Genomic DNA, 26,621 nt, shown 5'->3' on the forward strand with positions numbered 1-26,621 from the left:
GATTCTAACAGCTTGCAGGCAAGTGCGTTAGATCCGTGTCTTTAGTGTATAGAGCATTTCGAGCGCACGACGCGGTGACATGTCGTCCAGATCAAGTTTGGCCAGTTCATCCAGCACCGGGTGCGGCAGGCTGGCGAACAGGTCGCTCTGCTGCGGCGCGGCCGGTTTGCCTTTGGATGGCTTTGGAACTTCATGAGGCAGCGCTGTGGATTCCAGTCGGCTCAGATGCTCGCGAGCACGCACGATCACTTCGCTCGGCACACCGGCCAACTGCGCAACCGCCAGGCCATAGCTCTGGCTGGCAGGCCCAGGCAACACGTGGTGCAGGAACACGATGCGTTCGTTGTGCTCAGTGGCATTGAGGTGCACGTTGCTCACCAGCGGCTGGGCTTCCGGCAGCACTGTCAGCTCGAAATAGTGGGTAGCGAACAGTGTGTAGGCCCGCAGTTGCGCCAAGCGTTCTGCCGCGGCCCAGGCCAGAGACAGGCCGTCAAAGGTGCTGGTGCCGCGACCGACTTCGTCCATCAGCACCAGGCTGCGTTCAGTGGCGTTGTGCAGGATGTTCGCGGTTTCGCTCATTTCGACCATGAAGGTCGATCGTCCGCCCGCCAGGTCATCGCTGGAACCGATCCGGGTGAAGATTCGGTCGACCAAGGACAATTCGCAACTGGCCGCCGGCACGAAACTGCCGATATGCGCTAGTAACACGATCAATGCGGTCTGACGCATGTAGGTGGATTTACCGCCCATGTTCGGACCGGTGATCACCAGCATGCGGGTGCTGTCGTCGAGGCTAAGGTCGTTGGCCACGAACGGCGTGGTGAGTACTTGCTCGACCACCGGGTGACGACCCTGGGTGATGCGCATGCACGGCTCGCTGACGAAACGCGGGCAGTTCAGGTCCAGATTCAGTGCACGCTCGGCGAGGTTGCTCAACACGTCCAGCTCGGCCAGTGCGGCGGCCGTGTCTTGCAAGGGTGGCAACTGCGCGATCAGGTCTTCGAGCAGCGCTTCGTAGAGCATCTTCTCGCGAGCCAGGGCGCGGCTCTTGGCGGACAGCGCCTTGTCTTCGAACGCCTTCAGTTCCGGCGTGATGAAGCGCTCGGCGCCTTTGAGGGTCTGCCGGCGAATATAGTCCGCGGGCGCCGATTCGGCCTGCTTGCTCGGCAACTCGATGAAGTAGCCGTGAATCCGGTTGTAGCCGACCTTCAAGTGCGACAGGCCGGTGCGGGCCTTCTCACGCGCTTCGAGATCGATCAGGAATTGCCCGGCGTTTTCGCTGAGCGATTGCAGTTCGTCGAGTTCGCTGTCGTAACCGGTTTTCAACACGCCGCCGTCACGGATCACCGCCGGCGGGTTGTCGATGATGGCTTTTTCCAGCAACGCCGCGAGCTCCGGGTAGGTGCTGGTGGTCTTCGCCAGTTGAATGATGTGCGGCGCTTCCAACTCGGTCATCGCCACTTGCAACTCAGGCAGTGCACCGAGGGCATCGCGCAGACGAGCGAGGTCGCGAGGACGGGCATTACGCAAACCGATTCGCGCCAGGATCCGCTCGATGTCACCGATTTCCTTGAGCTGCGGTTGCAGCTTTTCGAAACGGTAGCCGTCGAGCAGGCACGTGATCGAGGTCTGGCGTGCCAGCAAAACCTTCAGATCGCGCAACGGCCGGTTCAACCAGCGGGTCAGCAGACGACTGCCCATCGCCGTCTGGCAACGATCAACCACCGATTGCAGCGTGTTGTCACGCCCACCGGCCAGGTTGGTGTCCAGTTCCAGGTTGCGACGGCTCGCGCCATCCAGCACCACGGTGTCGTCCAGGCGTTCATGCCGCAGGCTGCGCAAGTGCGGCAGGGCGGTGCGCTGGGTTTCCTTGGCGTAGCTGAGCAGGCAACCGGCGGCACCGATGGCCAGGGTCAGGTTCTCGCAGCCGAAACCTTTGAGGTCCTGTGTGGAGAACTGCTGGCAAAGGCTTTTCAGTGCCGAGTCGCGTTCGAAATCCCACGGCGCACGGCGACGAACCCCACGGCGTTTCTCTGCCGGCAAGTCCTTCGGCCAGTCATCCGGAATCATCAGCTCCACCGGATTGACCCGCTCCAGTTCCGCCAGCAGGTTTTCCCAGCCTTTGATTTCCAGCACGGTGAAGTTGCCGCTGGTGATGTCCAGCACGGCCAGACCAAACAGACGTTCGTCACCCAGCACCGCCGCGATCAGATTGTCCCGACGCTCATCCAGCAGCGCTTCATCGCTGACCGTACCCGGCGTGATGATCCGCACCACCTGACGATCCACCGGACCCTTGCTGGTGGCTGGATCGCCGACCTGTTCACAAATCACCACCGACTCGCCGAGCTTGACCAGTTTCGCCAGGTAACCTTCCGCGGCGTGGTAAGGAATCCCACACATCGGAATCGCCTGACCCGCCGATTGCCCACGAGCCGTCAGGGTGATGTCCAGCAACTTGGCGGCCTTCTTCGCGTCTTCATAGAAGATCTCGTAGAAGTCGCCCATGCGGTAGAACATCAGCTGGTCAGGGTGCTGGTTCTTCAGGCGCCAGTATTGCTGCATCATCGGGGTGTGGGAGGACAGATCGGAGAGGGCTTTATTCATCGGAAATTCAGGAAAACTCGTTGAAAGGTGTAGGGCAAAGGAGGGGCATCGGCCCGGCTTTTCCGCGATGGGCGCAAGGTTAACATGGGCAGTCGGACCTACACAGGCATGAAAGCTCCAAGGCACATTTCTATGCACGATCTATGCAAATCAGCATTTGTCTTCCGAAAAAAGATCAAGCACTATGCGCATTATGCAAAAACGCAATGTTTCTACCGTCTTAAGAGCGCTGCTCGATCAGCACGGGATCTCCCCCACGGAGCTTCACCGTCGCACCGGCGTGCCTCAATCCACTCTCTCGCGGATCCTCAGCGGGAAGATTGTCGACCCTTCGGATAAGCACATCTCGAAGATTGCCGAATATTTCGGCGTGAGTACCGATCAATTGCGAGGGCGCGCGGATGTCGCGCCGGCCGCCGGCGTCGGGCGCGATGAATTGCATTCGGAACTCAAGGACATAAGCCTGTGGGACGACGATACGCCTGTCGATGACGACGAAGTGTCAGTCCCCTTTCTTCGCGAGGTTGAATTGGCTGCTGGATCAGGAAGATTCGTCATCGAAGAGAGCGAACGCTCTAGCCTGCGCTTCGGCAAGCGCAGCTTGCGCCACAACGGCGTGCAGTTCGACCAGGCTAAATGCGTGACTGTGCGCGGCAACAGCATGTTGCCAGTGCTGCGCGATGGCGCCACGGTCGGGGTAAATGCCGGTAAATGCGGGATTGGCGACATCGTCGACGGCGACCTGTACGCCATTAACCACAACGGCCAGTTGCGGGTGAAACAGCTTTATCGCCTGCCGACAGGGATCCGCCTGCGCAGCTTCAATCGCGATGAGCATCCGGACGAGGATTATACCTTTCAGGAAATCCAGGAGCAGATTGTCATCCTCGGTCATGTCTTCTGGTGGGGAATGTACGCCCGTTAACTGCACCGCTGTCAGCTTAAAACCTACTACCAGACAGTTTTTTTCGCCTGCCGAAAACCGACCAAACGCCCTTTGTCTATTGGGCACTTAAGTGCATTTTTGGCAAAAATAAATGCATTTGTGCATTGACCTGATATGCGTCTGTGCATACTCTCTATCTCAAGCCGTTAATAAAGGGCTGTCGGCAAGGACTATATTTACTGAAACGCCTGGATGAGCAAGCTTTTTGTGGTACCTGCTTAAAGAGACATAGTTTGAACCCAACTCACATCACTCACCCACTACCTCCGGGAGGCGCGACATGGCAAACGAGCAACAAGCGTTGCTGGACATGCCGATCTGGCTGGGCATCGGTCTCGCCCTGGTGGGCGGGGTGTCCGGCGAAATGTGGCGCGCTGACAAGGAGGGGGCTAGGGGTTGGTCGCTGTTGCGACGCCTGGCACTGCGTTCTGGGGCCTGCGTGATCTGCGGGATCTCGGCAATCATGTTGCTATACGCCGCCGGCGTATCGATCTGGGCCGCAGGTGCCTTCGGCTGCCTCACGGCGATGGCCGGTGCGGACGTGGCCATCGGGCTTTACGAGCGCTGGGCCGCCAAGCGGATTGGCGTTTGCGAAATGCCGCCGCGCGATTCTCGTTCCGATCAACGGTGAGGCTGCATCGCTGATCTTCGCGTTGCTGTAGGGGGGGGCACTGATGCCTGCCACCTAAAGAATCTGATGCTCAGCGAATTATCGCCATCACCGATGCAGGCGATAGCGCACTGATTGCCCAGCAGGCGCGTCAGGCCTATGTCAGAGCCCTCGCTCGCTAACATTTTGATCGATCCTGAACCTTGCAAGCGTGATCGGCTCGTGTACGGTAGGCCTCATTCCGCTCGATCAGGAGAGAGCCGTGAAAGATATCACTCAGCTGGCCGCTGAACTTGGCAGACGCTTGCAGGTTCTTAATGCCCACGTCACCACCGCCGAATCCTGTACCGGTGGTGGGATTGCCGAGGCGATCACCCGCATTCCGGGGAGTTCGGCCTGGTTCGAGGCCGGTTATGTCACGTATTCCAACTGCCAGAAAACCCAGCAATTGGACGTCCCGGCCGAGTTGTTTCCAACCGTCGGGGCGGTCAGTCGCGAGGTGGTCGAGGCCATGGTCCGCGGCGCGCAGGAAAAAAGTCGGGCGCGTTTTGCCGTGGCGGTCAGCGGTGTGGCAGGGCCGGATGGCGGGTCACCGAGCAAGCCGGTGGGCACGGTATGGCTGGCCTGGGGCGTCGGTGAGCAGGTGTTCAGCGAGGTGCAGTACTTTCCCGGGAATCGTGACGAGGTCCGCCGACAAACGGTGAAGGCCGCGCTAGAGGGGCTGTTGCGGCATGCCGCTGGAGAAATCTCAAATCAGGGGTAGGCGATCCTGAAACGCTGTGGAATAATACTGGCTACTTATACAGGTGTTGGCCGTCAGGCCTTATTGATTACGTGAGGACTTTAATGGACGACAACAAGAAGAAAGCCTTGGCTGCGGCCCTGGGTCAGATCGAACGTCAATTCGGCAAGGGTGCCGTAATGCGTATGGGCGATCAGGACCGTCAGGCGATCCCGGCTATTTCCACTGGCTCTCTGGGTCTGGACATCGCGCTCGGCATTGGCGGTCTGCCAAAAGGCCGTATCGTTGAGATCTACGGTCCTGAATCCTCCGGTAAAACCACCCTGACACTGTCGGTGATCGCCCAGGCTCAAAAAGCCGGTGCGACCTGCGCATTCGTCGACGCCGAACATGCCCTCGACCCTGAGTACGCCGGCAAACTGGGCGTCAACGTCGACGATCTGCTGGTTTCCCAACCGGACACCGGCGAGCAGGCCCTGGAAATCACCGACATGCTGGTGCGTTCAAACGCGGTTGACGTGATCATCGTCGACTCCGTGGCTGCTCTGGTGCCAAAGGCTGAAATCGAAGGCGAAATGGGCGACATGCACGTGGGCCTGCAAGCCCGTCTGATGTCCCAGGCGCTGCGTAAAATCACCGGTAACATCAAGAACGCCAACTGCCTGGTGATCTTCATCAACCAGATCCGCATGAAGATCGGCGTGATGTTCGGCAGCCCGGAAACCACCACCGGTGGTAACGCGCTGAAGTTCTACGCATCGGTTCGTCTGGACATCCGCCGTACTGGCGCGGTGAAAGAAGGTGATGAAGTCGTCGGTAGCGAAACCCGCGTCAAGGTCGTGAAGAACAAGGTGGCTTCGCCGTTCCGTCAGGCCGAGTTCCAGATTCTTTACGGCAAGGGCATCTACCTCAACGGTGAGATGATCGACCTAGGTGTTCTGCACGGTTTCGTCGAGAAATCCGGTGCATGGTATGCCTACGAAGGCACCAAGATCGGTCAGGGCAAGGCCAACTCGGCCAAGTTCCTGGCGGACAACCCGGAGATCGCCGCGAAACTTGAGAAGCAACTGCGCGACAAGCTGTTGACTCCAGCGCCGGACGTCAAAGCATCGCCAGTCAAAGAGACGGCTGATGACCTGGCTGACGCTGATATCTGATTGATCCGATGACCGCCGTACTCGATACACTCGTCGCGGTGCGGCGAACCGCAATGGACCTGCTCGCGCGACGCGAGCACGGTCGAGTCGAGCTGACGCGTAAACTGCGTCAGCGCGGCGCCCTCCCTGAAATGATCGACACAGCACTCGACCGCTTGACGGAAGAGGGCCTGTTGTCCGAATCCCGTTACCTCGAGAGCTTTGTTTCTTACCGTGCCCGTTCCGGTTATGGCCCTTTGCGAATTCGTGAAGAGTTGAGCCAGCGTGGTCTGCAACGTACCGACATCGAACTGGCGTTACGCGAGAGCGGTATCAACTGGCAGGAACAACTGGAAGACACCTGGCGGCGCAAATTTGCTGGGCACCTACCGATAGATGCCAGGGAACGAGCCAAACAGGGCAGGTTCCTGAGTTATCGGGGGTATTCCATGGAAATGATCAGCCGCTTGTTCAGCGGCCGAGAGATGGACGATTAAATAAAACGGTCCGCTATTTCGATAGCGGGCCGTTTTTTTGTTTCATGTCACCTTGAATGGCTCACGCGCGCGTTGTTGCGCGTGGGGTTTGGACTGGACCCAGTTTTCCGGCAGGTTGATGTAATCCACCAACTCCCGTAGACGGCCATGATCACGAGCGTTGAAGGTGAAGGAAAGTCGCGCCAGATGGCTGAACTGCGGTTCGTCGTGCTCCTCACCGCTGTAGGCGTGCTGATGGAAATGATCGCTCAGGCACAGGTCGGCAAATGCCTCCTGCATGTGTTCGAGTGCCCGATCGCTGAGTTTGTGGTTCATGCGAATCACGAACTGATGCTTGAGCCAGCGGCTGGAGTGGAAGTTGCTGTAGAACTGATTGATCTGCTCCACTGCCTCTTCGGCACTGTAGACCAGACTCAATAGCTTCATGTCGGTTGGCAGGATGTAGCGATTTTCCTCCAGTTGATGGTGAATGAAGTCCAGCGCGCCTTGCCAGAACTTGCCGCCCGGCGCATCCAGTAGCACCACGGGCACCAACGGGCTTTTGCCGGTCTGAATCAGGGTCAGCACCTCCAGCGCTTCATCCAGCGTACCGAAACCGCCTGGGCACAGGACCAGTGCATCGGCCTCCTTGACGAAGAACAGCTTGCGGGTAAAGAAGAAGTGGAAAGGCAGCAGGTTGGCGGTGCCATTGACGGTGGGATTGGCATGCTGCTCGAAGGGCAGGGTGATGTTGAATCCCAAGCTGTGTTCCAGACCGGCACCTTCATGGGCCGCTGCCATGATGCCGCCGCCGGCACCTGTGATGACCATCATGTCCGAGCGCGCAAGGGCGGCGCCAAGTTCTCGGGCCAAACCATACAGTGGGTGTTCTATCGGTGTACGGGCCGAGCCGAAAACAGTGACTTTGCGTCGTCCCTTGAACTGCTCCATCACACGGAAGGCATGCTCGAGTTCGCGCAAGGCTTGCAGGGTGATCTTGGCATTCCAGCGGTTGTGATCTTCCTGGGCCATGCGCAGCACAGTCAGGATCATGTCGCGGTAAATCGGGATGTTGGGGCTGTTGGGTGAAACCAGGTTGAGTTGTTCTTCGACCTTGCTGGTGAGGTCGTGGCCGCTTTCTTGAAAATGACGGCTCAGGAGGTCATTCGGTTGGTAAGGCATTCAACTTCTCCTTCTGCACAGAACCCTTGGCCCGACAAAACAGTCGTCGGCGCCGCGACACCCCTTGTGTCGCTGTCTGCCCAAGCCCTTGCCTGGGCGCTCCCTCTGACTCGGTTGCAATCGAGCCATCCATACGGGCTCTGTCTATCCCTTGAATGAAAGAAACGTTCGAACAATAAGCCGCGCAATGGGCAGCCCCTTTTCTGCCCTGAAAAAATCAACGTGAACACTTTGAATTTAGACCCTTGCAACGATTTTCGCTGCTTGATCATTGCGCCGCAAAGTCTTTCCTGGCAACCGCTTATTGATGATTTGCAAGGTGCTTTCACCGCTCGTCTGAACGCATGCCGTATGTCCCGCGCTCTGATTTACTAAGTTACAGGCGTGACACGACAACGTTGCGTCAATGACAGGACGCAACGTTCAAGCAATTCAGGGATTTAATCGCGTGATCAACGATGATCAATGCGTGCAGGGAGGCGGTAAACCATGCCCAGAGTCACTCTGGAGATCGATGCGCAACTGTATCGATTACTGAAAGCATCGGCCGAGACCCATCATTTGAGTCTTGAAGAGGAGTGCTGCCGACGTCTGGAGGGCGGGGAGCGACGTTCGCGCTACTTACAAGCGTTGTTGGCGGAACTGCGCGCCGAGGATGAGCAGCGGCGCGCAAATTCCCCGTGATTACTTTTTCTTGGCCGGTGTCGCTTTTGGGCAATCCGACTCCTGATAGCTTGCGGAGCCGACGGGACGATTGGTCTTCACCTCTGTGAAGTCGTAACGCATGATTGCGCCCTTGGCCATCAGCTTGCGGAACGATGGGTTGTTACATACGGAGGCGCCAAGCTGGAAGTACACCGCTTTAGGATCGGCGCGCATCTTGCTGGCGTGGCTGCTCTGTACGCTGAGGTGGTTAATCAGTTCTTTGCCTTCGACGGTATAGCCCTGATCGAGAATGTCTTCGTTGATCGCCCGTGGTGTACCGACACTGCTTTGTACGGCGACATTTCGCAGCTCTCTGTTCAGATTCTGCTCACTCAAGGACGCAGCCTGAGCACTGAAGGACGACGCCAGCACAATGGCAGCGGTTGGGACGATAAGGCGCAGCATGAAACTCTCCTGGTTCAGTGACAGGTGGTTCGACCCGTCACGTGACTGTGCGTTCAGTGGCGGCGAATTATAGGGGAGGTGGCCTGGACGGTACAGGCTTGCGCCGGTCGCTCTGATAAACTGCTGCTACTTTTTGCCCTGCCGAGTGTTTTTGTGTCGATTTTCCCTAGCCGTCGGCGTTGCCTGTGATGACCCCTGTGTACTTTACGACAAACGCCGTAGCCCGCTTGCGCGATCAGCGCGAAGAGGCGGGCATCAAGCCGATTCAGGCCCGTGGCTGGCGGGCAACCCGTTGCCGTGCCTGCCGCGTGATCGAGAGCCACTGTCTGTGTGACTGGCGCCCGCAGGTCGACACGCGTAGCGGCGTGTGCCTGATCATGACCAATAAAGAAGTGTTTAAACCAAGCAACACCGGGTGGCTGATTGCCGATGTGGTGCGCGACAACCATGCATTCATCTGGTCGCGCACCGAAGTCGATGAGCAACTGCTGGCGTTGTTGGCCGACCCGCAATGGCAACCGTATCTGGTGTTTCCGGGCGAGTACGTCGAGCCCGAGCGAGTTACCCACAGCGTCGAGGTCGATAGCACCAAGCGTCCATTGTTCATTCTGCTGGACGCCACCTGGACCGAAGCCCGGAAAATTTTCCGAAAAAGCCCCTATTTTGATGCGTTGCCGATTCTGAGCCTGCTCCCCGAAAAGCTTTCACGGTACCGCTTACGCAGGTCCACCCGCAGCGAGCACCTGTGCACGGCCGAAGTGGCGGCGCTGTGCCTCGATCTTGCCGGTGATACAGACGCTGCCTCGGCGCTGGATGCTTACTTTGATGTGTTCAGCCAGCACTACCTGGACGCCAAACGTCAATTGGATATGAATGTCGCAACACCGGCTCACGCCGAGCTGATGCCCTTTGTGCAGAACAAGGCGCCCGTCATCTGCTGAGCGTCGCCCATACTGCAAAGAGCCTGACTCGCGGGCAGGGCCTGCAACTTGACCACCCCGGCTTCGCTGGGCATGCTTGGCGCCGATTAGGGCGCGGCCAAGGTTTGAAACGCTGCTTTTTTTACGTAATTGGCGTTGAACGTGCCCTGTTGGTGCCGTTGCGTGGCTGCACCTCGAGTTGTTTTGGCGAGGCTTGAATGCGTCAGGCGTCCCATAAAAAAACAGGATCATTTGAAAAATGGCCACATACGAAATCCTGATTGCCGATGACCATCCTCTTTTTCGTAGTGCCCTGCATCAAGCGTTGACCCTAGGCCTGGGCCCGGATGTCCGTCTGGTGGAAGTGGCGAGCATTGCCGAGCTGGAAACCCGTCTGGACGAAAAGGCCGACTGGGATCTGGTATTGCTGGACCTGAACATGCCGGGAGCTTACGGTTTTTCCGGGTTGGTGTTGTTGCGTGGGCAGTACCCGCAAATTCCGGTGGTGATGATCTCGGCTCAGGAAGAAGCGTCGATCATGGTGAAATCCCGTGAATTCGGCGCCAGTGGCTTCATACCCAAGTCCAGTGATTTGAGCGTCATTCAGAAAGCCGTGCGCGCGGTGCTCGATGGCGACGTTTTCTGGCCGCCCCAGGCCTTCGAAGCGGTCAGCGTTTCCGCCGAAGCCAAGGCCGCCAGCGAAGGCCTTGCCAGCCTGACACCCCAGCAGTTCCGTGTGTTGACCATGGTCTGTGAAGGTTTGTTGAACAAGCAGATTGCTTACGAGTTGAGCGTTTCCGAAGCAACGATCAAAGCCCACGTCACGGCCATTTTCCGTAAGCTGAATGTGCGAACCCGGACTCAGGCGGCGCTGCTCTTGCAACAACTTGAGTCAATTTCGAGCCACTAAGGTGCTACGTGTTCACGCTTTTTTGACTTTGCTTGATCTAGCTTTCCCACTCCTTTTTTGTCAGTTGCCTACTTTATGTCACCTTTCAAAGGCCAGACCGGCCTCAAACGCATCCTCAACGCCTCCGGCTACTCACTGGACGGCCTGCGCGCGGCTTTCACCGGTGAAGCGGCTTTCCGGCAACTGGTGCTGCTTAACGTCATCCTGATACCGCTGTCGTTCTTCCTGAACGTCAGTCGCGTCGAGCAGGCGCTGCTGATTGCGGTCTGCCTGTTGGCGTTGATCGTCGAGTTGCTCAATTCGGCGGTGGAAGCGGCCATTGACCGCATTTCCCTTGAGTTGCATCCACTGTCCAAGAACGCCAAGGACATGGGCAGCGCCGCTCAATTGGTGGCATTGAGTATGATCGCGCTGGTGTGGGCGGTCATTCTGCTTTAAGCGATGGTAGGCAGGACGATCTCGTCGCTGCGCTGAACCCCGGCGGTGAACGCGCGGCAGAGTTCGAGGAACTCACGCATTGCCGATGTCTGATATTTCTGTTTGTGCCAAATGAAATAGAACTGCCGCGCCAGGTCCAGATCCGGTGTTTCCACCGGCACCAGGCTGCCGCGGCGGAACGCATCGCGCAGCGCCAGGCGCGAAATGCAGCCAATCCCCAAGCCTGATTCCACCGCGCGCTTGATCGCTTCGGTGTGTTCCAGTTCCAGGCGAATGTTCAGTGCGCTGCGATGGTGTCGCATGGCCTGGTCGAACGTCAGCCGTGTGCCCGAACCTTGCTCGCGAAGAATCCACGCCTCATGACTCAACTCCTCCATGGTCGCGATGCCGCGTTTGGCCAGCGGATGCTGAGGTGCACAGAACACCACCAGCTCATCCTCGACCCAACTCTGCACTTCGATGTCCGGATGGCTGCAGTCGCCTTCGATTAGACCCAGATCAATTTCATAGTGCGCGACCTGTTGCACGATGTTGGCGGTGTTCTGCACATGCAGCTTCACCTGGCTTTCCGGATGGCGCTGCATGAAGCTGCCGATCAGCAGGGTGGCCAGATAATTGCCGATGGTCAGCGTCGCGCCGACCGCCAGCGAGCCGAAACCGGACTTGCCGTTAAGCAGGTCTTCGATCTCCTTGGCTTGGTCGAGCAGGGCCACCGCCTGCGGCAACAGCTGTTTGCCGAGGGCATTGAGGCTCAGCCGTTTGCCGGCGCGATCGAACAGCTGACAGCTGCACTGGCGCTCTAGCTCGGTGATTGAGGTGCTCGCCGCCGATTGTGAGAGGTTGAGCGTCAATGCAGCACGGGATACGCTTTCCTGCTGGGCGACGGCGACGAATACTTGAAGTTGACGGAGAGTAAATCGCATATCGATATAACCGATAACCCTTATCTTAATAATCCAGTTAACAGATATTGTCGCTGCCATTAGAATGCGCTGCAATTGCGCACATCATCGGCGCAGGCAAATCTCCAGGAGTCCCACGTACATGAGCAACATGAACCACGAGCGTGTCCTCAGTGTTCACCACTGGAACGACACTCTGTTCAGCTTCAAGTGCACCCGCGATCCGGGCCTGCGCTTCGAGAACGGTCAGTTCGTGATGATCGGCCTGCAACAGCCCAACGGCCGCCCGCTTATGCGTGCTTACTCGATAGCCAGCCCGAACTGGGAAGAGCATCTCGAGTTCTTCAGCATCAAGGTGCCTGATGGCCCGCTGACTTCCCAGTTGCAGCATCTGAAGGAAGGCGACGAGATCATCATCAGCAAAAAGCCTACCGGCACGCTGGTGCTGGATGACTTGAAGCCTGGCAAACATTTGTACCTGCTCAGTACCGGTACCGGTCTGGCGCCGTTCATGAGCGTCATCCAGGACCCGGAAACCTACGAGCGTTTCGAAAAAGTGATCCTGTGCCACGGCGTGCGTTACGTCAATGAAGTCGCTTACCGCGAGTTCATCACCGAGCACCTGCCGCAGAACGAATTCTTCGGCGAGGCGCTGCGTGACAAGTTGATCTATTACCCGACCGTGACCCGCGAGCCGTTCGAGAACGAAGGTCGCCTGACCGACCTGATGCGCAGCGGCAAGCTGTTCAGCGACATCGGTCTGCCACCGATCAACTCGCAGGACGACCGTGCCATGCTGTGCGGCAGCCCGAGCATGCTCGACGAGACCAGCGAAGTGTTGAACAGCTTCGGCCTGAAAGTTTCGCCGCGGATGCGCGAGCCGGGTGATTACCTGATCGAGCGTGCGTTCGTCGAGAAGTAAGACGTTGTTTGGGTGACGCAGAGCGTCACTGGATGCATTCCCACGCGGAGCGTGGGAACGATCAGCCCCCATTGCCTGTGCAGGCAATGGGGGCTTTTTTATGCCCGACGCAAACCTTGTAGGCGCTGTCGAGTGAAACGAGGCTGCGATCTTTTGATCCTGTTTTTTAAAGCAACATCAAAAGATCGCAGCCTCGTTTCACTCGGCAGCTAATACACGTTGGAGACGGGAATGACTTCGAGGACACGGATCAGGTCCGGCGTGGGGTAATGCCAGCGCACGTCCACATCCCAGAACTGCGCACCGTATTCCCTTTCTGGTGCAGGAATCTGATACGCCGGGCGTGGGTCTTGCGCCAGGCATTGCTCGATCAGTTCGACCAAGGGCTCATCAAGGCGCTGAGCATGGTCATGAGCCTGTTGCAGCGCTGAGTCTGTCCATTGCACAGAAATCAACTGTGGCGGGGCGCTGGCGATGCTGTTGGACGCCGTGTCGATAATGTCGGCGTAGGGCACGTAAGGTTTGATGTCGAGAATCGGCGTCCCGTCGAGTAGGTCGATGCCGGAGATCCACAGCCGATTGGCTTCGACCTTGTCCAGCTTGACCACTGATTGACCGATGCCATTGGGTCGATGCGTCGCGCGAGTGGCAAACACGCCCATGGATTTGTTGCCGCCCAGGCGCGGAGGGCGGACTTTCAGGCGTGGCTTTTCTTCCAGAGCCTGATGGAACAGGAACAACAGCCAGACATGGCTGACCTGTTCCAATCCCTGCACCGCATCACCCTGATCGAACGGCGCCACCAACTCCAGCACGCCTCGAGCGGCCGGGGCCAGTTGCGGCTGGCGCGGAATGGCGAACTTCTCCTTGAAACAGGAGCGTACGAAGCCGATGGGGGAAACGCTGTAGGTCATTGTGGGGCCCAGCTACAAGTCTCAAGTCTCAAGCTGCAAGCTGAACAAAATCGGCTTGCAGCTTGTAGTTTGCCGCTGCTTTACACTCTCACTCGAAGAGTGAGCCCCTTGAGGAAGTTGCGCAGCAACTGGTCGCCGCACGGACGGTAGTTGGTGTGGCCGAACTTGCGGAACAGCGCGCTCAGCTCTGGCTTGGACACCGGGAACTCGGCGGCCTTGAGGATCGCGTGCATGTCGTCTTCTTTCAGTTCGAAGGCCACACGCAGTTTCTTCAGGATGATGTTGTTGGTCACCGGCACTTCGATCGGCTGCGGTGGACGGCTTTCGTCCTTGCCGCGCTTGAAGATCACCAGGCCATCGAGGAAATGCGCCATGACCTCGTCCGGGCAGCGTACGAAGCCTTCCTCGTCTTCCTCTTTCTTGTCGAGGTACGTCAGCAGGTCTTCCATGGACACGTCCATGCCGCCGAGCTTGATGATCTCGATGACTTTCTTGTCGCTGATGTCGAGCATGTAGCGCACGCTGCGCAGTACGTCGTTATGAATCATGGTGTGCAGTCCTGATATTCAGCAGTGGGCGCCGCATAAACAGCGGCGCCGAAATGTATGGCGGCGTGAAAAGTCTTAGAACTTCTCTTTGCCGGACAGGTAGCGCCATTGCCCCAACGGCACTTTGCCGATGGACACGCCGCCGATGCGGATGCGGCGGATGGCGATGACCTTCAGGCCTACAGCCTGGCAAAACAGGGCGATCACGCCTGGTTGTGGGTTCTTCATCGCAAAACGCAGGCGGTTTTCGTTCTGCCAGCTGGCTTTGACTGGCGGCAGTTCCTTGCCCTTGTAGGTCAGGCCGTGATTCAGGCGGTTGAGGCCGTGAGCCACCATGTCGCCTTCAACTTCGACCACATACTCTTGCTCGATCTTGGCGGAGTCCGCAGTGAGTTTGCGCAGGATTTTCCAGTCCTGGGTGAACACCAGCAGACCGCTGGCATTGGCCTGCAGATCGGTGCTGGCGGTCAGGCGCAGGAAGTGGCCCTTGAGCGGGCGTTTGCCGTAGCGGTGTTCTTCGCTCAGGGTCTCGGCGCTGATGGTTGCCATGGCCGTTTCCGCATCCATGCCCACGGGCACGTTCAGCAGGATAGTCACCGGTTCCGGCGCAGTGGCCTTGGCTTCAGGATCAAGCTCGACTTTCTGGTTCTCGACCTTGAACTGCGGCTCGTCGATGACTTCACCGTCCACGGTGACCCAGCCGCCCTCGATGAACAGCTCAGCCTCCCGACGGGAACAGCCGACGAGTTCGATGAGGCGTTTGGAGAGACGAATCGGGTCAGTCATGACAGGGCCGTAACAAAAAAGGGGTGAGCATTGTACCTGCCTGGCGCCGGTTAATCGCGAATCCATTTGCGCCGTGTGGCTTTTTTGTGGGGGCGGGCTTGTCGGATCGCCGCACCGCTGCGATAGCATCGCTGCGACCTGACAGACAGGCAGACCGCGTCGCAGGCAAGCCAGCTCCCACATTGTTCTATGTCGGGTCAGCCATTAACCATTACGCGTCAGTTGTTGAGACTGGCGTAAACGCATGTGCAGCAACGGATAGGGCTGGCCCATGCCGTCATGCTCGGAGCGGCCGATCACCTCAAAGCCCTGTTTGAAGTAAAAGCCCAAGGCCTGCGGGTTTTGCTCGTTGACGTCCAGTTCATCGGCGTTCAGGTGTTCCAGGGCATAGCGCAGCAATTGCTTGCCCAGGCCTTTGCCGCGATGCGCCGGGTCGATGAAGAGCATTTCGATCTTGCCCGCCGCGACGCCGGCGAACCCGGTGATGCGCTGGCGTGAGTCTTTGGTGCAGATCAGCATCACCGCGTCGAGGTAGCGGGTCAGCACCAGATTCTTCAGCAGGTCGATGTAGCTGTCGGGCAGAAAGTCATGGGTGGCGCGCACCGAGGCTTCCCACACTTGGGTGAGTTCTTCGTAGTCGCTCTGTTTCGGTGTGTGAATAACCGAGTGTTGGCGCATGCCTGCTTGCTCCTTCTTTTTTAGAGCCGTTCCCGTAATGTTGCGAATCCTTTCTCCCACAAAACGATAGACGTAAAAAAGCCCCGCATCTCGTCAAGAGAGCGGGGCTTTTTGTATTTTTTGCGCTTAGATCTGTTCAGCCCACAGATCGTATTCGTCGGCGTCGGTCACTTTGCACCAGACCTTGTCGCCTGGCTTCAAGTTGCTGCCGTTGTCGATGAACACATTGCCGTCGATTTCCGGGGCATCGAAGAAGCAACGGCCAACCGCGCCTTGCTCGTCGACTTCATCGACCAGCACTTCGATTTCACGGCCAACGCGCATTTGCAGGCGCGCCGAGCTGATGGCTTGTTGGTGAGCCATGAAGCGGTCCCAACGGTCTTGCTTGACGTCGTCCGGCACGATGGCCGCGTCCAGCAGGTTGGCCGGTGCGCCTTCGACCGGCGAGTACTGGAAGCAGCCAACGCGGTCCAGCTGCGCTTCGGTCAGCCAGTTCAGCAGGTACTGGAAGTCTTCTTCGGTTTCGCCTGGGAAGCCGACGATGAAGGTCGAGCGGATGATCAGGTCCGGGCAGATCTCGCGCCAGTTCTTGATCCGCGCCAGGGTCTTGTCTTCGAAGGCCGGGCGTTTCATCGCTTTCAGGACTTTCGGGCTGGCGTGCTGGAACGGGATGTCCAGGTACGGCAGGATTTTCCCGGCGGCCATCAGCGGGATCAACTCGTCAACGTGCGGGTACGGGTAAACGTAGTGCAGACGCACCCAGACACCGAGGGTGCTCAGTGCTTCGCAGAGTTCGGTCATGCGGGTTTTCACCGGCGCGCCGTTCCAGAAGCCGGTGCGGTATTTCACGTCGACGCCGTAGGCGCTGGTGTCCTGGGAAATCACCAACAGCTCTTTGACGCCGGCCTTGACCAAGCGCTGGGCCTCGTCGAGCACGTCACCGACCGGGCGGCTGACCAGTTTGCCGCGCATCGACGGGATGATGCAGAAGCTGCAGCTGTGGTTGCAGCCTTCGGAAATCTTCAGGTAGGCGTAGTGGCGCGGGGTCAGTTTGATCCCTTGTGGCGGCACCAGGTCGATCAGCGGGTTGTGATCCTGACGCGGCGGCACGGCGTCGTGCACGGCGTTGACCACTTGCTCGTATTGCTGCGGACCGGTCACGGCCAATACGCTTGGGTGCACGTTGCGGATGTTGCCTTCTTCGACGCCCATGCAGCCGGTCACGATGACCTTGCCGTTTTCCTTGATGGCTTCGCCGATCACTTCCAGGGACTCAGCCTTGGCCGAGTCGATAAAGCCGCAGGTGTTGACCACCACGACGTCGGCGTCCTGATAAGTGGACACAACGTCATAGCCTTCCATGCGCAGCTGGGTAAGGATGCGCTCGGAGTCGACCAGTGCTTTGGGGCAACCCAGGGAAACGAAGCCAACCTTTGGATTGGCCGGCGCAGGAGTGGTGGACATGTCTAACCTCGGTGTTTTGGGACGCCTCCAGCCGAGAACGGCAAGGCGACAGACGGGCGCTATGTTGCGCCTCTGGTCAAAAAGTGCGCAATTCTAGCGGTGAGAGGCGCACTTGACCAGCTTTATGCAGGGAAATACGACGAGTGCTGCGCTATGCTTCGCGCCGTTACGCTTTACCGAATTTTTACAGTCAACAAAACGTCTGTAACGTGATGTAAAACAGCGCATGCTGCACGGCAAAGCATAGTGCTTCTCATAAGAAGTCCGGGTTTGAGTAGTAGGAGTTTTGGATGGGGCAGGCAAGTAGTCAAGCGGCGGGCGCCGAGCATTCGGCAGCAAAACCGATCGGCATGCTGGTTGCGGCGGTCGGGGTGGTGTATGGCGATATCGGTACGAGCCCGCTGTACACCCTCAAAGAAGTGTTTTCCGGTGGCTATGGCGTGCCCGTCAACCATGACGGCGTGCTGGGCATTCTGGCGCTGATTTTCTGGTCGCTGATCTGGGTCGTCTCAATCAAATACATGATGTTCGTGCTACGTGCCGACAACCAGGGCGAAGGCGGGATCATGGCCTTGACCGCGCTGGCCCGACGAGCTGCGGCGGGGCATGCAAAGTTGCGCACGTTGCTCGTGGTCTGCGGGCTGATCGGTGCGGCGCTGTTCTATGGCGACAGCATGATCACCCCGGCAATTTCCGTTCTCTCGGCGATTGAAGGCCTGGGGCTGGCATTCGAGGGCATCGACCATTGGGTGGTGCCGCTGTCGTTGATCGTGCTGGTGGCGTTGTTCCTGATTCAGCGCCACGGTACGGCGCGGATCGGCATTCTGTTCGGGCCGATCATGGTCACCTGGTTTCTGGTGCTCGGCGCGCTGGGCGTGTATGGCATCAGTCAGCATCCGGAAGTGTTGCAGGCGATGAATCCGGTGTGGGGCGTACGTTTCTTCATGGTCCATCCGGGCATGGGGATCGCAATTCTTGGCGCTGTGGTGCTGGCATTGACCGGTGCCGAGGCGTTGTACGCCGACATGGGCCACTTCGGTCGCAAGCCGATCGCCCGGGCCTGGTTCATTCTGGTTCTGCCGGCCCTGGTGCTGAACTACTTCGGCCAGGGCGCATTGCTGCTCGGTGATCCGGAAGCCGCCCGTAACCCGTTCTATCTGCTGGCGCCAAGCTGGGCGTTGATCCCGTTGGTGGGATTGTCGACCATGGCCACGGTGATTGCCTCGCAAGCGGTCATTTCCGGTGCGTTCTCCCTGACCCGTCAGGCGATCCAGCTCGGCTACATTCCGCGCATGCACATTCAGCACACATCCAGTGCCGAGCAGGGCCAGATCTATATCGGTGCTGTGAACTGGGCGCTGATGGTTGGCGTGATCCTGCTGGTAATAGGCTTTGAGTCCTCCGGCGCGCTGGCTTCGGCCTACGGCGTGGCAGTGACCGGGACCATGCTGATGACCACGATTTTGGTGTCGGCGGTGATGTTGCTGTTGTGGAAGTGGCCACCGATCCTCGCGGTTCCGGTGTTGCTGGGTTTCCTGTTGGTGGATGGTCTTTACTTCGCCGCCAACGTGCCAAAAATCATTCAGGGCGGTGCGTTCCCGGTAATCGCCGGTATCGCGCTGTTCGTGTTGATGACCACCTGGAAACGCGGCAAGCAATTGCTGGTGGATCGCCTGGACGAAGGCGGACTGCCGTTGCCGATCTTCATCAGCAGTATCCGCGTGCAACCGCCGCATCGAGTCCAGGGTACCGCCGTGTTCCTCACCGCCCGCCCGGATGCCGTGCCTCACGCGCTGTTGCACAACCTGCTGCACAACCAGGTGCTGCACGAGCAAGTGGTGTTGCTGACGGTGGTGTACGAAGACATCCCGCGCGTCCCGCCACAACGGCGTTTCGATGTCGATTCCTACGGCGAAGGGTTCTTTCGGGTGATCCTGCACTTCGGCTTCACCGACGAGCCGGACGTGCCTGAGGCCTTGAAGCTGTGCCATCTGGATGACCTGAGTTTCAGTCCGATGCGCACCACGTACTTCCTCAGTCGCGAGACAGTCATAGCCTCCAAACTCGAAGGCATGGCCCGTTGGCGCGAGGCGTTGTTTGCCTTCATGTTGAAGAATGCCAACGGCAATCTGCGGTTCTTCAATCTGCCGTTGAATCGGGTGATTGAGTTGGGTACGCAAGTCGAGATGTAAGCCACATGAAAAAAGCCCCCGTTGCCATGAAGGTAGCGGGGGCTTTTTTGTGTCCGGTGACTTGAATCCACTGACAAGGGATCTGCGGTGTTGGCACCTTTACTGGCTTTCAGGCAGCTCTTCTTCAGATTCGGTCTTTGTCCGGGCAGGTCGCGGTGTCAGCACCTTCACCACATCATCAATCACTGCCTTGGACATAGCCGTCAGATAATGCGCGGCCCAGGCGTGGCGGTCGGTGTCTTTTATGTAGGCTGCATCCTCGGTAAATGATTTGGCGAGGAACAGTAGGTCGGAGGCTTGGGACAATGCTTCGACGATGGGGACGCCGGCGCGGACGTTGAATAACGCCTGATCCGAGCAGTAGATGAGCGGGGTGAAGCCGATGGTTTTTAGTTCTGAAATCGCGGATGAATCTGTTTTAGTCATGGTGTATTCCCTAGGCTTGAGGAGCTGCCATGTTCGTTTCCAAGCGAATGGGTGGCAGCTGTGCGCAGGTTGGAAAACCGGGAGCCTAGGAAACCGGCACGTCCGAAGACGTTCCACGCACAACCGCCATGACACAAGATTGCAGCCGTAAAGGTCTGCGGTCATGTTGGGCACGTTGTTGCTATTCGCTCGACGGGTTTCCAAGCCCGATCGCTGAATGGTCAGCGACGTCCGGAGAGTATCCCGTCGAAGAAAAGCGCAACAAGGCGGCAAAGTGCCCAAACGCGAGATTCGGAGTTTGCCTACAAGGTCTGCGGACGTCATCCGATATTGCGACACCTTGTAGTAAACGAAACTAAACGCGGCGGCGATTATACAAGTCGCTAGATTTTTTGCAGGGTTTCCCAGTGAAAACTGATAGACATCGAAAGGACTTGACGGCTCGATATTTCCAATGAGACAAGTGTCCACGTTTTATGGAATGTGGACACTTGGAGTTTTTAGCTTCATGAAGAGTCAAGACATTTTGCTTTTGTTCAAGATGGCCAGCCTGCACGCCCAGGAAGAAAATCTCTTTGGGAAGATGGAATCTGAGTCGAATTCGAACAGGGTTGAGGAATTGTTGAGGCCCCAGCAGATAAATCGAATGACGGCAGCGGGGCGAGTGGGGCAGCCGCTAGTCACCTACCCCGCTGATGGTGAAGAAACTGTATTCCACCGCCAAGAGTTCGACTCACCCTTGGGCGATGAGGATGGGTGGGAAGGGTGGTCGGAGCCTGTACCTTCTCCGCCGCTGGCGAGCTGGAGTGAGGGTTACTCGTTGCGTGCGTTGTCTGCGTCTCTTGGGCTAAGCAAAAGCGAGGTTTCAAACTCTATCGCCAGGTGTCGTGAGTCCGGAATTCTCACCAATGACTACGACACCGGGCTTCCGAAAGTTAATCGGCGAGAGCTGCTGAAAATCACCGAGCACGCTCTGAAATACTTTTTTCCCGTGAAGCCGGGCGCGATGGTTCGCGGTATTCCAACAGGCTTCGCAGCGCCAGCCCTGTCCAAAAGCATCAAGAGCGCTGGCGGGTTGATTCCGGTTTGGCCTGATGCACTCGGAACTGAGCGTGGTCAGGCGATAGAGCCGCTCTACAAGACAGTGCCGGAAGCGGTGAAGAGGGATAGAACCCTTTATCACTATCTTGCGCTTGTTGATGCGATCCGTCTTGGTGGCCCGCGAGAGTGTGGTGTGGCGGTTAACATTCTAAAAGCAGGGATGGGGCTGAAATAACATGTCATCAAACGCTGATCACAATTATGAGCTCATAGAATTTGTTGCAGACGGCTTGGGAGAGGCGTTTCTCGCTGAGGTTGCCTTTGTCGGCGGTTGCACCACGGCCATGCTGGTCACTGACACTGCGGTGCTGGACGACATTCGTTTCACCGATGATGTTGACTTGGTGATCGAGCTGGCAGGCATTAGCGCCTGGCAGCACCTCACAGAACGGCTGGCGACCAAGCACTTCAAGATCACCGGTGAGGATGAAGTCAACTGTCGTTTCCGCTTCAACGACGTCGTCGTTGACGTGATGCCTTCTGACCCCGAAGTTCTCGGATATGCCAACCGTTGGTTCGTGGAGGGGCTGGCGAGGGCTGATAAATTTACGTTGCCCAGCGGTACCGTAATCCAGATATTTAAACCGACCTACTTTCTTGCGACGAAACTAGAGGCCTTTAGCGGTCGCGGTGAGGGTGACCCCTACCACAAAGACGTCGAAGACATCATCATCTTGATTGATGGTCGTCCAGAGCTTTTGGAGGAAGTTCGCCAAGCTGAGTCTGAGCTCAAAGAATTCATCACGACTGGAATTCGAGAACTCACGGTGCTCAGTGGTATCGACTACGTGATTGAAAGCTCGGGCTCGGTGCAGGCTAATCCGGGTAGAGGGCGAATCATTCACAAGCGCATGAAGGACCTGGGCAACGCATGAGATACGGCACCAGATCAGTAATAGGGCGGACCAGGAAAGCCAATCATGACTGTGCTGGAGCTCTCTGCGATGGGGACAGAGGGCTATTCGTTATCACGGACGGTACGTCGAGGCCCGGCAGTGGTCAGCTGGCTGAATGCTTCGTAAAAGGTGTTTTAGCGGCCTACCCGAAGCACATAGATCAGGGGGGCGATATCACTGAGCATGGAGCAGTTGAGCAAGTACTTGGTTCAGTGCTGGCCGAGCTTCACCCCGCTTTGTTTGCGGACCAGACTGGGGCCACGTGTTACCTGATCGGTTTCGCTGCTCATGGGAAGCTCACGCTTGCGTATGAGGGTGACTGTTCGTGCGGTGTAGTAACACCGGCAGGCACGATCGAGTGGATTACGCCGCCCCACTGCAAGGCCAATTGGAGGCGCGACCGTTCGCACCGTGAGCTGGCGCAAGATCCGGCTCGAAACTGGGTAACCCGATGCCTGAAGGTTAATCGTGCCCCAGACCCTGACTTTGTTTTTCACCAATTGGCCGTCGGTGAGCGACTGGTGTTCGTAACCGATGGCTTCTGGGCGGAGTTAACGGAGTCGCAGCAAAGCAGCTTGCTGGCAGCACCGGATAGCGACTTTATCGCTGTTGAAGATGATGTAACGTGGATAGATGTTCAGCTTTAGCCTTGGAAGCACAGAATATCCACATGAAGTCCGGCTAGCTGGTAGCACTTCATGTTTGTACATGTAAAAAAGCCCTCGCTGCCTTACGGCAGCGGGGGCTTTCTGTAGACGGTTCAGATCACTCCTGAGCAGCCGTCTCCTTCGTTTGACGCTTCTCGATGGCGTCCACCAACCGCTGGGCCAAAGCCGGGTAGTTCTCGTCGAAGTGATGGCCGCCAGGCAGTTTCATCGCTTCGCCCACGGCGGTCTTGTCGGTGCAGCCACTTTCGTCGACTTCTTCTTCACCGTAGATGCACACCACTTTTGCCGGCGGCAGCTTGGCCATTTCCGGGCCGGTGGCGGCTTCTTTGCCGGCGTTGCCGAGCCAGCCTTCGACTTCGATTTCGAAGCTGCCGGTGCGGGCGAAGGCCAGCAGGATGATTGCGTCGACGCGCTGCTGTTCGGCTTCCGGCAGGCGGTTGTAGATGGCGGGCAGTACGTCCGCGCCGAACGAGTAACCGGTCAGGATGAAGCGCTTGGTGCCCCATTTCTGCCGGTAGTGCTGCATCAGTTCGGTCAGGTCCAGCGCGCTTTGTTCCGGGCTCTTGTGTTGCCAGTAGTAGCGCAGGGTGTCGATGCCGACCACCGGGTAGCCGATCTTCGCCATTTCACCGGCCACGTCGCGGTCCAGGTCGCGCCAGCCGCCGTCGCCGGAGAGGAACAGGGTGACGGTATCCTTGGCCTGACCGGCCGGTACTTCGACCACCGGAATCTGCAAGCCACCGGCGGCTTTATCGCCACCGACGAGGATCTTGCGCAGTTCGTTGTTCAGCACTTGCGGCAGATTGATGTCGTAGTCGCTGATGCTGGTTTCGGCATTGGGCTGGTCACGCACGAAGCCGGCGCTGGTGTCGTCCGGGTTGTCGTTCCAGGCCACCAGCCAGTGGCCGTGGGCGGCGCTTTTTGGCAGCAGGTGAGTGCAGCCCTCGGGTTTTTCCAGGGCCAGGTCAACCGAAATGGCCTGGGCCTTGTCGTCCTTCTGCTCGGCCAGCCAGCGCCATGCCAGCACGGCGCCAGGGCCAATGCCGCTGACCAGGGTAGCCGGGCCTTTCAGTTCGCGCAGGCCCGCTTGCAGGGCGCGGCTTTGCAGCAGGCAGTCTTTGGGCAGAATCACCTGGACGATCTGCGCCGAGGCGCTGCGGCTCAGGGTGGTCAATTGCTTGTCATTGAGCTTCTGCTCTTCATTGACCGCCACCAGTACCTGAGCCTTCGGCGCGTTGCCGGGGATGACGCGGGTCATCGCGGCGCCATCGGCCGGCGTCAGCCGTTCGAGGGTCGGTTCCGGAGCCGGGCGTTTCAGGTACCAGTAACCGCCACCGACCATCAGGGCCAGCACTACCAGTGTGGCCAGTACGTACCGCAGGGAGCGTTGAATCATCAGCGTTTCACCAATCCAGTCAAGCCACCCGCAATCAGGGCGGCAGTGTCGGCCAGCGCCACCAGCGGATCGAGTCCGGCGGGCACGGCCATATAACGGGGTTCCCAGTCGGGCTGGAACTTGTCTTTGAAGCGGCGCAAACCTTGGAAGTTGTACAGCTGCTCACCACGGCGGAATACCATCGAGCCCAAGCGCTGGGTCAGTGGTGCGCCGCGCCGGGGTTGCAACCCCGACAACGGCACCATGCCCAGGCTGAAGCGCGCGTATCCATGATTTTTATAATGTTGAATCAGGCCGACCATCATGTACTCCATGGTCAGCTTCGGGGCGTCGGGGTGCGCGCGCATCAGGTCGAGGCTGGCCAGGTCATGGCCGTAGGTCTCGAGCAGGTTGGCGAACGCCACCGGGCGTCCTTCGAAACGAATCACCGCAACTCGGAAGTGCTTGAGGTAATCATCACTGAAACGCCCGAGCGAGAAGCCTTTCTCGCGCACGTTTTTACCAGTCAGCCAGGCATCGGAAATCACCTTGAGCTCATCCATCGGCGCTTGCCCCGGCTCATGGATTTCCAGCGACAGACCATCACGGGTGCCACGATTCCAGGTGTAGCGCAGGTCCTTCATCTCTTTGCCTTTGGCTTCGAGATCAAAGCGGTGCAAATCGACCCGGGCTTCTTCGCCGAGCTTGATCGCGGTCAGGCCGATGTCCATGTAGTACGGCAGGTTCTCGGCACGTACTTGATAAAACACAGGGCGGGCGTGATGGATATCGCAGAGGTCGCGGAACTGCCAGATCATTTCCGCCCGTTGCTGGGTCGGGCCGATCGGGTCATACAACGCCACCAGGCTGCGGCCACGGCGGGCATACATCAGAAACGCCTCGTCGTTGGGGTGAAACAGCAGCGCCTTGTCACCGGTCAGGGCCAGGCCGCCATCTGGCTGGGACGAGGCCATGAGAATCTTTACCGCGCGGTCCAGCTCATCGGGCGTTGGCAGATGGATCACCGGGCGCGCGGTGCGCAGCAGCCAGGTCAGGGACACTACCACCAGCAGGACCGCGGCGCCGAGCAACGAGCGCAGGCCTCGCGGGGCATCGGCGTCGAGGGTGAACTGCCACCAGAGTTGATGGCTGTAGGGAACGTCCTGATAGGCGAACAGCAGCAGCCAGATCGACGCGCCGAGTACGCAGAGACTGGCCACCAGGTACAGCGGCGAAAACGGCACTTCGGTCAGGCGACTGGGGCGATAGAACGAACGTCGGAAAACCCCCAGCAAACTCGCCGTCAGGGTCATCAGGCATGCCTCTTCCCAGTCGAACCCTTTAAGCAGAGAGAGCAGGGCGCCGACCAACAGCAAAATGGTGGTCAGCATCCACGCGGCCGACAGGCGGCGACGCAGCCCCTGAGCCAGCAGCAGGCAGAGCACGCCCACCAGGCTGGCGCCGAAGTGCGAGGCGTCGACCAATCGATGCGGAATCAGAAAACCGATGTGTTCAAGGCGGGTATCGATTTCTGGCGTCACGCCGGAAAACAGTAGCACCACGCCAGAAAGAAACACCAGCACCGCCAGAATCGGCGCGGCCATGCCAGAGGTGGCACGTAGCGACTGGCGTGTCTGAAACAGGCGCTGGCCTTCGTTGATCAGCAGCAGTACGCAAGCCACCAGCAGCGGCAACACCACGTAGATCAGGCGGTAGAGCAGCAGCGCGGCGGCCAGTGGCGCGGCACCGATTTTGTCGGCGAAGGCAGCGAGCAAAATCGCTTCGAACACCCCGACACCGCCCGGTACATGGCTGAGCACGCCAGCGGCCAAGGCCAATAGATAGACCAGCAGGAACGCGCCGAAAGGCGGCGCTTCCGGCAGCAACAGATAGAGCACGGTCGCGGCGGCGGCCACGTCCAGGGCAGTGATGACCAGTTGCAGGAACGTCAGGCGGCGACCCGGCAGGCGCAAGGTGCGGCGGCCGACCTTGACCAGCAGGTTATCCGGGTAAGGCTGTTCCGGCACGCGACGGCGATAGATGCCGATGGCCAGTACCGTGGCGAGCAGCAGCACAGCCACTGCAATCGCACCCAGCAACGTCTCGGAGAAACCCAGGGCCACGGAGGCGGCGGGCAGGTTGCTGAGGGTGGCGAGGGCGGCCAGGGGCGGAAGGGCGCAACCGAGCGAGAGGCTGGCGAACAGGGTCATGTGCGCGACTTCTGAAGCCCCCACACCATGACGTGCATATAAACGGTAGCGAACCGAGCCGCCCGATAACAGCGAAAGGCCGATGGCATTGCCAATGGCGAACGCGGTGAAGCCGCCCAATGCCAATACTCGCGGCGCCAGCGTCACGCCGGCATAACGGCTGGCCGACCATTCGTAACCCAGCAGAATGATGAAGCCGATCACGGTCGCACCGAGCGCACCCAGCAAGGCCGGTTTCGGCACTTCCAGAATCGAGTCGTGCAGCGCGTACAGATCGAGTTCGCTGAGCAGGTGACGACAGGCAATCAGCGCAATGGCGAACAACAGCAATGTAACCGCCAGACCGATGGGTTGACGGTATTTGCTGATTCGATCCAGCAAGCGCAGACGCTCGGCTTTGATCGGTTGTGTCGCTGTGACGGTGTCTTGTGAATCAGACGAGTTGGCGCGCATCAATCACCT

25 protein-coding genes and 1 pseudogene are annotated in these 26,621 nt (G+C 58.5%); 14 read left to right on the forward strand and 12 right to left on the reverse strand.

Going from position 1 to position 26,621, the window contains the following annotated elements:
• Nucleotides 1-27 precede the first annotated feature (27 nt).
• Entirely contained in the window at nucleotides 28-2,607 is a 2,580-nt protein-coding gene (gene mutS, locus LOY56_RS05260) for a DNA mismatch repair protein MutS (RefSeq protein ID WP_258620338.1), read from the reverse strand.
• 193 nt (nucleotides 2,608-2,800) lie between these two features.
• Between mutS and LOY56_RS05265 the strand changes: the two genes are divergently transcribed.
• The 6 genes and pseudogenes from LOY56_RS05265 (at nucleotide 2,801) to recX (ending at nucleotide 6,538) form a co-directional block, all read left to right on the forward strand.
• The gene (locus LOY56_RS05265; RefSeq protein ID WP_258622569.1) at nucleotides 2,801-3,532 is read left to right on the forward strand and encodes an XRE family transcriptional regulator; all 732 of its coding nucleotides are present in this window, start codon (nucleotides 2,801-2,803) and stop codon (nucleotides 3,530-3,532) included.
• 301 nt (nucleotides 3,533-3,833) lie between these two features.
• A complete protein-coding gene (locus LOY56_RS05270) occupies nucleotides 3,834-4,184 on the forward strand; it encodes a phage holin family protein (protein WP_258620340.1) in 351 nt (116 codons plus the stop codon).
• 68 nt (nucleotides 4,185-4,252) lie between these two features.
• A pseudogene (locus tag LOY56_RS05275) lies at nucleotides 4,253-4,345 on the forward strand (lysis protein); the annotation flags it as partial.
• Between the two features lie 80 nt (nucleotides 4,346-4,425).
• On the forward strand, nucleotides 4,426-4,926 hold the full coding sequence (locus LOY56_RS05280) for a CinA family protein (RefSeq protein ID WP_258620342.1): 501 nt from the start codon (nucleotides 4,426-4,428) through the stop codon (nucleotides 4,924-4,926).
• An 83-nt stretch (nucleotides 4,927-5,009) separates the two neighbouring features.
• Nucleotides 5,010-6,062 (forward strand): recombinase RecA, encoded by a 1,053-nt coding sequence (gene recA / locus LOY56_RS05285; RefSeq protein WP_007907270.1) that lies wholly within the window; start codon nucleotides 5,010-5,012, stop codon nucleotides 6,060-6,062.
• Between the two features lie 8 nt (nucleotides 6,063-6,070).
• Complete coding sequence (gene recX, locus LOY56_RS05290; protein ID WP_258620344.1) at nucleotides 6,071-6,538, forward strand: recombination regulator RecX; 468 nt, start codon at nucleotides 6,071-6,073, stop codon at nucleotides 6,536-6,538.
• A gap of 42 nt (nucleotides 6,539-6,580) precedes the next feature.
• On the opposite strand, the gene LOY56_RS05295 is transcribed toward recX, so the two are convergent.
• Nucleotides 6,581-7,699, reverse strand: a complete 1,119-nt coding sequence (locus LOY56_RS05295) for a TIGR00730 family Rossman fold protein (RefSeq protein WP_258620346.1) — start codon at nucleotides 7,697-7,699, stop codon at nucleotides 6,581-6,583.
• Between the two features lie 489 nt (nucleotides 7,700-8,188).
• Here LOY56_RS05295 and LOY56_RS05300 point away from each other — a divergent pair, with 489 nt between their 5' ends.
• Complete coding sequence (locus LOY56_RS05300; RefSeq protein WP_258620348.1) at nucleotides 8,189-8,383, forward strand: hypothetical protein; 195 nt, start codon at nucleotides 8,189-8,191, stop codon at nucleotides 8,381-8,383.
• Here LOY56_RS05300 and LOY56_RS05305 read toward each other — a convergent pair whose 3' ends face one another.
• Complete coding sequence (locus LOY56_RS05305; protein ID WP_258620350.1) at nucleotides 8,384-8,809, reverse strand: quorum-sensing-regulated virulence factor family protein; 426 nt, start codon at nucleotides 8,807-8,809, stop codon at nucleotides 8,384-8,386.
• Nucleotides 8,810-8,997: 188 nt separating this feature from the next.
• On the opposite strand from LOY56_RS05305, the gene LOY56_RS05310 reads away from it, so the two are divergent.
• The 3 genes from LOY56_RS05310 to LOY56_RS05320 all read left to right on the forward strand — a co-directional run bounded on the left by LOY56_RS05310 (nucleotide 8,998) and on the right by LOY56_RS05320 (nucleotide 11,077).
• A complete protein-coding gene (locus LOY56_RS05310) occupies nucleotides 8,998-9,750 on the forward strand; it encodes a tRNA-uridine aminocarboxypropyltransferase (RefSeq protein WP_258620352.1) in 753 nt (250 codons plus the stop codon).
• A 238-nt stretch (nucleotides 9,751-9,988) separates the two neighbouring features.
• Nucleotides 9,989-10,639, forward strand: a complete 651-nt coding sequence (gene erdR, locus LOY56_RS05315; protein ID WP_258620353.1) for a response regulator transcription factor ErdR — start codon at nucleotides 9,989-9,991, stop codon at nucleotides 10,637-10,639.
• A gap of 75 nt (nucleotides 10,640-10,714) precedes the next feature.
• Entirely contained in the window at nucleotides 10,715-11,077 is a 363-nt protein-coding gene (locus tag LOY56_RS05320) for a diacylglycerol kinase (RefSeq protein ID WP_008153979.1), read from the forward strand.
• Here LOY56_RS05320 and LOY56_RS05325 read toward each other — a convergent pair.
• Complete coding sequence (locus LOY56_RS05325) at nucleotides 11,074-12,000, reverse strand: LysR family transcriptional regulator (protein ID WP_007907288.1); 927 nt, start codon at nucleotides 11,998-12,000, stop codon at nucleotides 11,074-11,076. The genes LOY56_RS05320 and LOY56_RS05325 overlap by 4 nt on opposite strands.
• Before the next feature lie 121 nt (nucleotides 12,001-12,121).
• Here LOY56_RS05325 and fpr point away from each other — a divergent pair, with 121 nt between their 5' ends.
• On the forward strand, nucleotides 12,122-12,901 hold the full coding sequence (gene fpr / locus LOY56_RS05330) for a ferredoxin-NADP reductase (protein WP_258620355.1): 780 nt from the start codon (nucleotides 12,122-12,124) through the stop codon (nucleotides 12,899-12,901).
• Nucleotides 12,902-13,110: 209 nt separating this feature from the next.
• On the opposite strand, the gene tsaA is transcribed toward fpr, so the two are convergent.
• From tsaA to rimO, 5 genes are all read right to left on the reverse strand, one after another.
• Nucleotides 13,111-13,815, reverse strand: a complete 705-nt coding sequence (gene tsaA / locus LOY56_RS05335) for a tRNA (N6-threonylcarbamoyladenosine(37)-N6)-methyltransferase TrmO (RefSeq protein ID WP_258620357.1) — start codon at nucleotides 13,813-13,815, stop codon at nucleotides 13,111-13,113.
• An 80-nt stretch (nucleotides 13,816-13,895) separates the two neighbouring features.
• The gene (locus tag LOY56_RS05340; protein ID WP_258620359.1) at nucleotides 13,896-14,363 is read right to left on the reverse strand and encodes a DUF1456 family protein; all 468 of its coding nucleotides are present in this window, start codon (nucleotides 14,361-14,363) and stop codon (nucleotides 13,896-13,898) included.
• A 75-nt stretch (nucleotides 14,364-14,438) separates the two neighbouring features.
• Nucleotides 14,439-15,149, reverse strand: coding sequence for an rRNA pseudouridine synthase (locus tag LOY56_RS05345; RefSeq protein ID WP_258620361.1), 711 nt, complete (start codon nucleotides 15,147-15,149; stop codon nucleotides 14,439-14,441).
• Nucleotides 15,150-15,353: 204 nt separating this feature from the next.
• Nucleotides 15,354-15,827, reverse strand: a complete 474-nt coding sequence (locus tag LOY56_RS05350) for a GNAT family N-acetyltransferase (protein WP_007907294.1) — start codon at nucleotides 15,825-15,827, stop codon at nucleotides 15,354-15,356.
• Between the two features lie 126 nt (nucleotides 15,828-15,953).
• Nucleotides 15,954-17,291 carry a 30S ribosomal protein S12 methylthiotransferase RimO gene (gene rimO, locus LOY56_RS05355; protein ID WP_048393845.1) on the reverse strand — a complete coding sequence of 446 codons (1,338 nt, stop codon included), beginning with the start codon at nucleotides 17,289-17,291 and terminating at the stop codon, nucleotides 15,954-15,956.
• Between the two features lie 290 nt (nucleotides 17,292-17,581).
• On the opposite strand from rimO, the gene LOY56_RS05360 reads away from it, so the two are divergent.
• Nucleotides 17,582-19,483 (forward strand): potassium transporter Kup, encoded by a 1,902-nt coding sequence (locus LOY56_RS05360; RefSeq protein WP_258620366.1) that lies wholly within the window; start codon nucleotides 17,582-17,584, stop codon nucleotides 19,481-19,483.
• 99 nt (nucleotides 19,484-19,582) lie between these two features.
• Here the strand turns inward: LOY56_RS05360 and LOY56_RS05365 are convergent, their stop codons facing one another.
• The gene (locus tag LOY56_RS05365; protein ID WP_258620368.1) at nucleotides 19,583-19,909 is read right to left on the reverse strand and encodes a DUF3077 domain-containing protein; all 327 of its coding nucleotides are present in this window, start codon (nucleotides 19,907-19,909) and stop codon (nucleotides 19,583-19,585) included.
• A gap of 508 nt (nucleotides 19,910-20,417) precedes the next feature.
• Here LOY56_RS05365 and LOY56_RS05370 point away from each other — a divergent pair.
• Together LOY56_RS05370 and LOY56_RS05375 are read left to right on the forward strand one after the other, a co-directional pair.
• Nucleotides 20,418-21,185: a MarR family transcriptional regulator gene (locus LOY56_RS05370; protein ID WP_258620370.1), complete on the forward strand. Its 768-nt coding sequence runs from the start codon at nucleotides 20,418-20,420 to the stop codon at nucleotides 21,183-21,185.
• A 1-nt stretch (nucleotide 21,186) separates the two neighbouring features.
• On the forward strand, nucleotides 21,187-21,885 hold the full coding sequence (locus LOY56_RS05375; RefSeq protein ID WP_258620371.1) for a hypothetical protein: 699 nt from the start codon (nucleotides 21,187-21,189) through the stop codon (nucleotides 21,883-21,885).
• A 786-nt stretch (nucleotides 21,886-22,671) separates the two neighbouring features.
• Here the strand turns inward: LOY56_RS05375 and LOY56_RS05380 are convergent.
• Nucleotides 22,672-23,970, reverse strand: coding sequence for a virulence factor family protein (locus LOY56_RS05380; protein WP_258620373.1), 1,299 nt, complete (start codon nucleotides 23,968-23,970; stop codon nucleotides 22,672-22,674).
• Nucleotides 23,970-26,612 carry a bifunctional lysylphosphatidylglycerol flippase/synthetase MprF gene (gene mprF / locus LOY56_RS05385; RefSeq protein ID WP_258620375.1) on the reverse strand — a complete coding sequence of 881 codons (2,643 nt, stop codon included), beginning with the start codon at nucleotides 26,610-26,612 and terminating at the stop codon, nucleotides 23,970-23,972. Before mprF ends, LOY56_RS05380 begins: the two co-directional genes overlap by 1 nt.
• Nucleotides 26,613-26,621 lie beyond the last annotated feature (9 nt).

Source organism: Pseudomonas sp. B21-048, from assembly GCF_024748615.1.
Classification (GTDB): domain Bacteria; phylum Pseudomonadota; class Gammaproteobacteria; order Pseudomonadales; family Pseudomonadaceae; genus Aquipseudomonas.

Excerpts from the sequence above, each read along its gene's own strand:
- LOY56_RS05380 (WP_258620373.1), bottom strand. The coding sequence starts at position 23,970 with ATGATTCAACGCTCCCTGCGGTACGTACTGGCCACACTGGTAGTGCTG.
- LOY56_RS05370 (WP_258620370.1), top strand. The coding sequence starts at position 20,418 with ATGAAGAGTCAAGACATTTTGCTTTTGTTCAAGATGGCCAGCCTGCAC.
- LOY56_RS05345 (WP_258620361.1), bottom strand. The coding sequence starts at position 15,149 with ATGACTGACCCGATTCGTCTCTCCAAACGCCTCATCGAACTCGTCGGC.
- LOY56_RS05265 (WP_258622569.1), top strand. The coding sequence starts at position 2,801 with ATGCAAAAACGCAATGTTTCTACCGTCTTAAGAGCGCTGCTCGATCAG.
- LOY56_RS05320 (WP_008153979.1), top strand. The coding sequence starts at position 10,715 with ATGTCACCTTTCAAAGGCCAGACCGGCCTCAAACGCATCCTCAACGCC.
- tsaA (WP_258620357.1), bottom strand. The coding sequence starts at position 13,815 with ATGACCTACAGCGTTTCCCCCATCGGCTTCGTACGCTCCTGTTTCAAG.
- recX (WP_258620344.1), top strand. The coding sequence starts at position 6,071 with ATGACCGCCGTACTCGATACACTCGTCGCGGTGCGGCGAACCGCAATG.
- erdR (WP_258620353.1), top strand. The coding sequence starts at position 9,989 with ATGGCCACATACGAAATCCTGATTGCCGATGACCATCCTCTTTTTCGT.
- mutS (WP_258620338.1), bottom strand. The coding sequence starts at position 2,607 with ATGAATAAAGCCCTCTCCGATCTGTCCTCCCACACCCCGATGATGCAG.
- LOY56_RS05350 (WP_007907294.1), bottom strand. The coding sequence starts at position 15,827 with ATGCGCCAACACTCGGTTATTCACACACCGAAACAGAGCGACTACGAA.
- LOY56_RS05325 (WP_007907288.1), bottom strand. The coding sequence starts at position 12,000 with ATGCGATTTACTCTCCGTCAACTTCAAGTATTCGTCGCCGTCGCCCAG.
- LOY56_RS05270 (WP_258620340.1), top strand. The coding sequence starts at position 3,834 with ATGGCAAACGAGCAACAAGCGTTGCTGGACATGCCGATCTGGCTGGGC.
- LOY56_RS05375 (WP_258620371.1), top strand. The coding sequence starts at position 21,187 with ATGTCATCAAACGCTGATCACAATTATGAGCTCATAGAATTTGTTGCA.
- rimO (WP_048393845.1), bottom strand. The coding sequence starts at position 17,291 with ATGTCCACCACTCCTGCGCCGGCCAATCCAAAGGTTGGCTTCGTTTCC.
- LOY56_RS05365 (WP_258620368.1), bottom strand. The coding sequence starts at position 19,909 with ATGACTAAAACAGATTCATCCGCGATTTCAGAACTAAAAACCATCGGC.
- LOY56_RS05300 (WP_258620348.1), top strand. The coding sequence starts at position 8,189 with ATGCCCAGAGTCACTCTGGAGATCGATGCGCAACTGTATCGATTACTG.
- LOY56_RS05305 (WP_258620350.1), bottom strand. The coding sequence starts at position 8,809 with ATGCTGCGCCTTATCGTCCCAACCGCTGCCATTGTGCTGGCGTCGTCC.
- LOY56_RS05295 (WP_258620346.1), bottom strand. The coding sequence starts at position 7,699 with ATGCCTTACCAACCGAATGACCTCCTGAGCCGTCATTTTCAAGAAAGC.
- mprF (WP_258620375.1), bottom strand. The coding sequence starts at position 26,612 with ATGCGCGCCAACTCGTCTGATTCACAAGACACCGTCACAGCGACACAA.
- recA (WP_007907270.1), top strand. The coding sequence starts at position 5,010 with ATGGACGACAACAAGAAGAAAGCCTTGGCTGCGGCCCTGGGTCAGATC.
- LOY56_RS05360 (WP_258620366.1), top strand. The coding sequence starts at position 17,582 with ATGGGGCAGGCAAGTAGTCAAGCGGCGGGCGCCGAGCATTCGGCAGCA.
- LOY56_RS05310 (WP_258620352.1), top strand. The coding sequence starts at position 8,998 with ATGACCCCTGTGTACTTTACGACAAACGCCGTAGCCCGCTTGCGCGAT.
- LOY56_RS05340 (WP_258620359.1), bottom strand. The coding sequence starts at position 14,363 with ATGATTCATAACGACGTACTGCGCAGCGTGCGCTACATGCTCGACATC.
- fpr (WP_258620355.1), top strand. The coding sequence starts at position 12,122 with ATGAGCAACATGAACCACGAGCGTGTCCTCAGTGTTCACCACTGGAAC.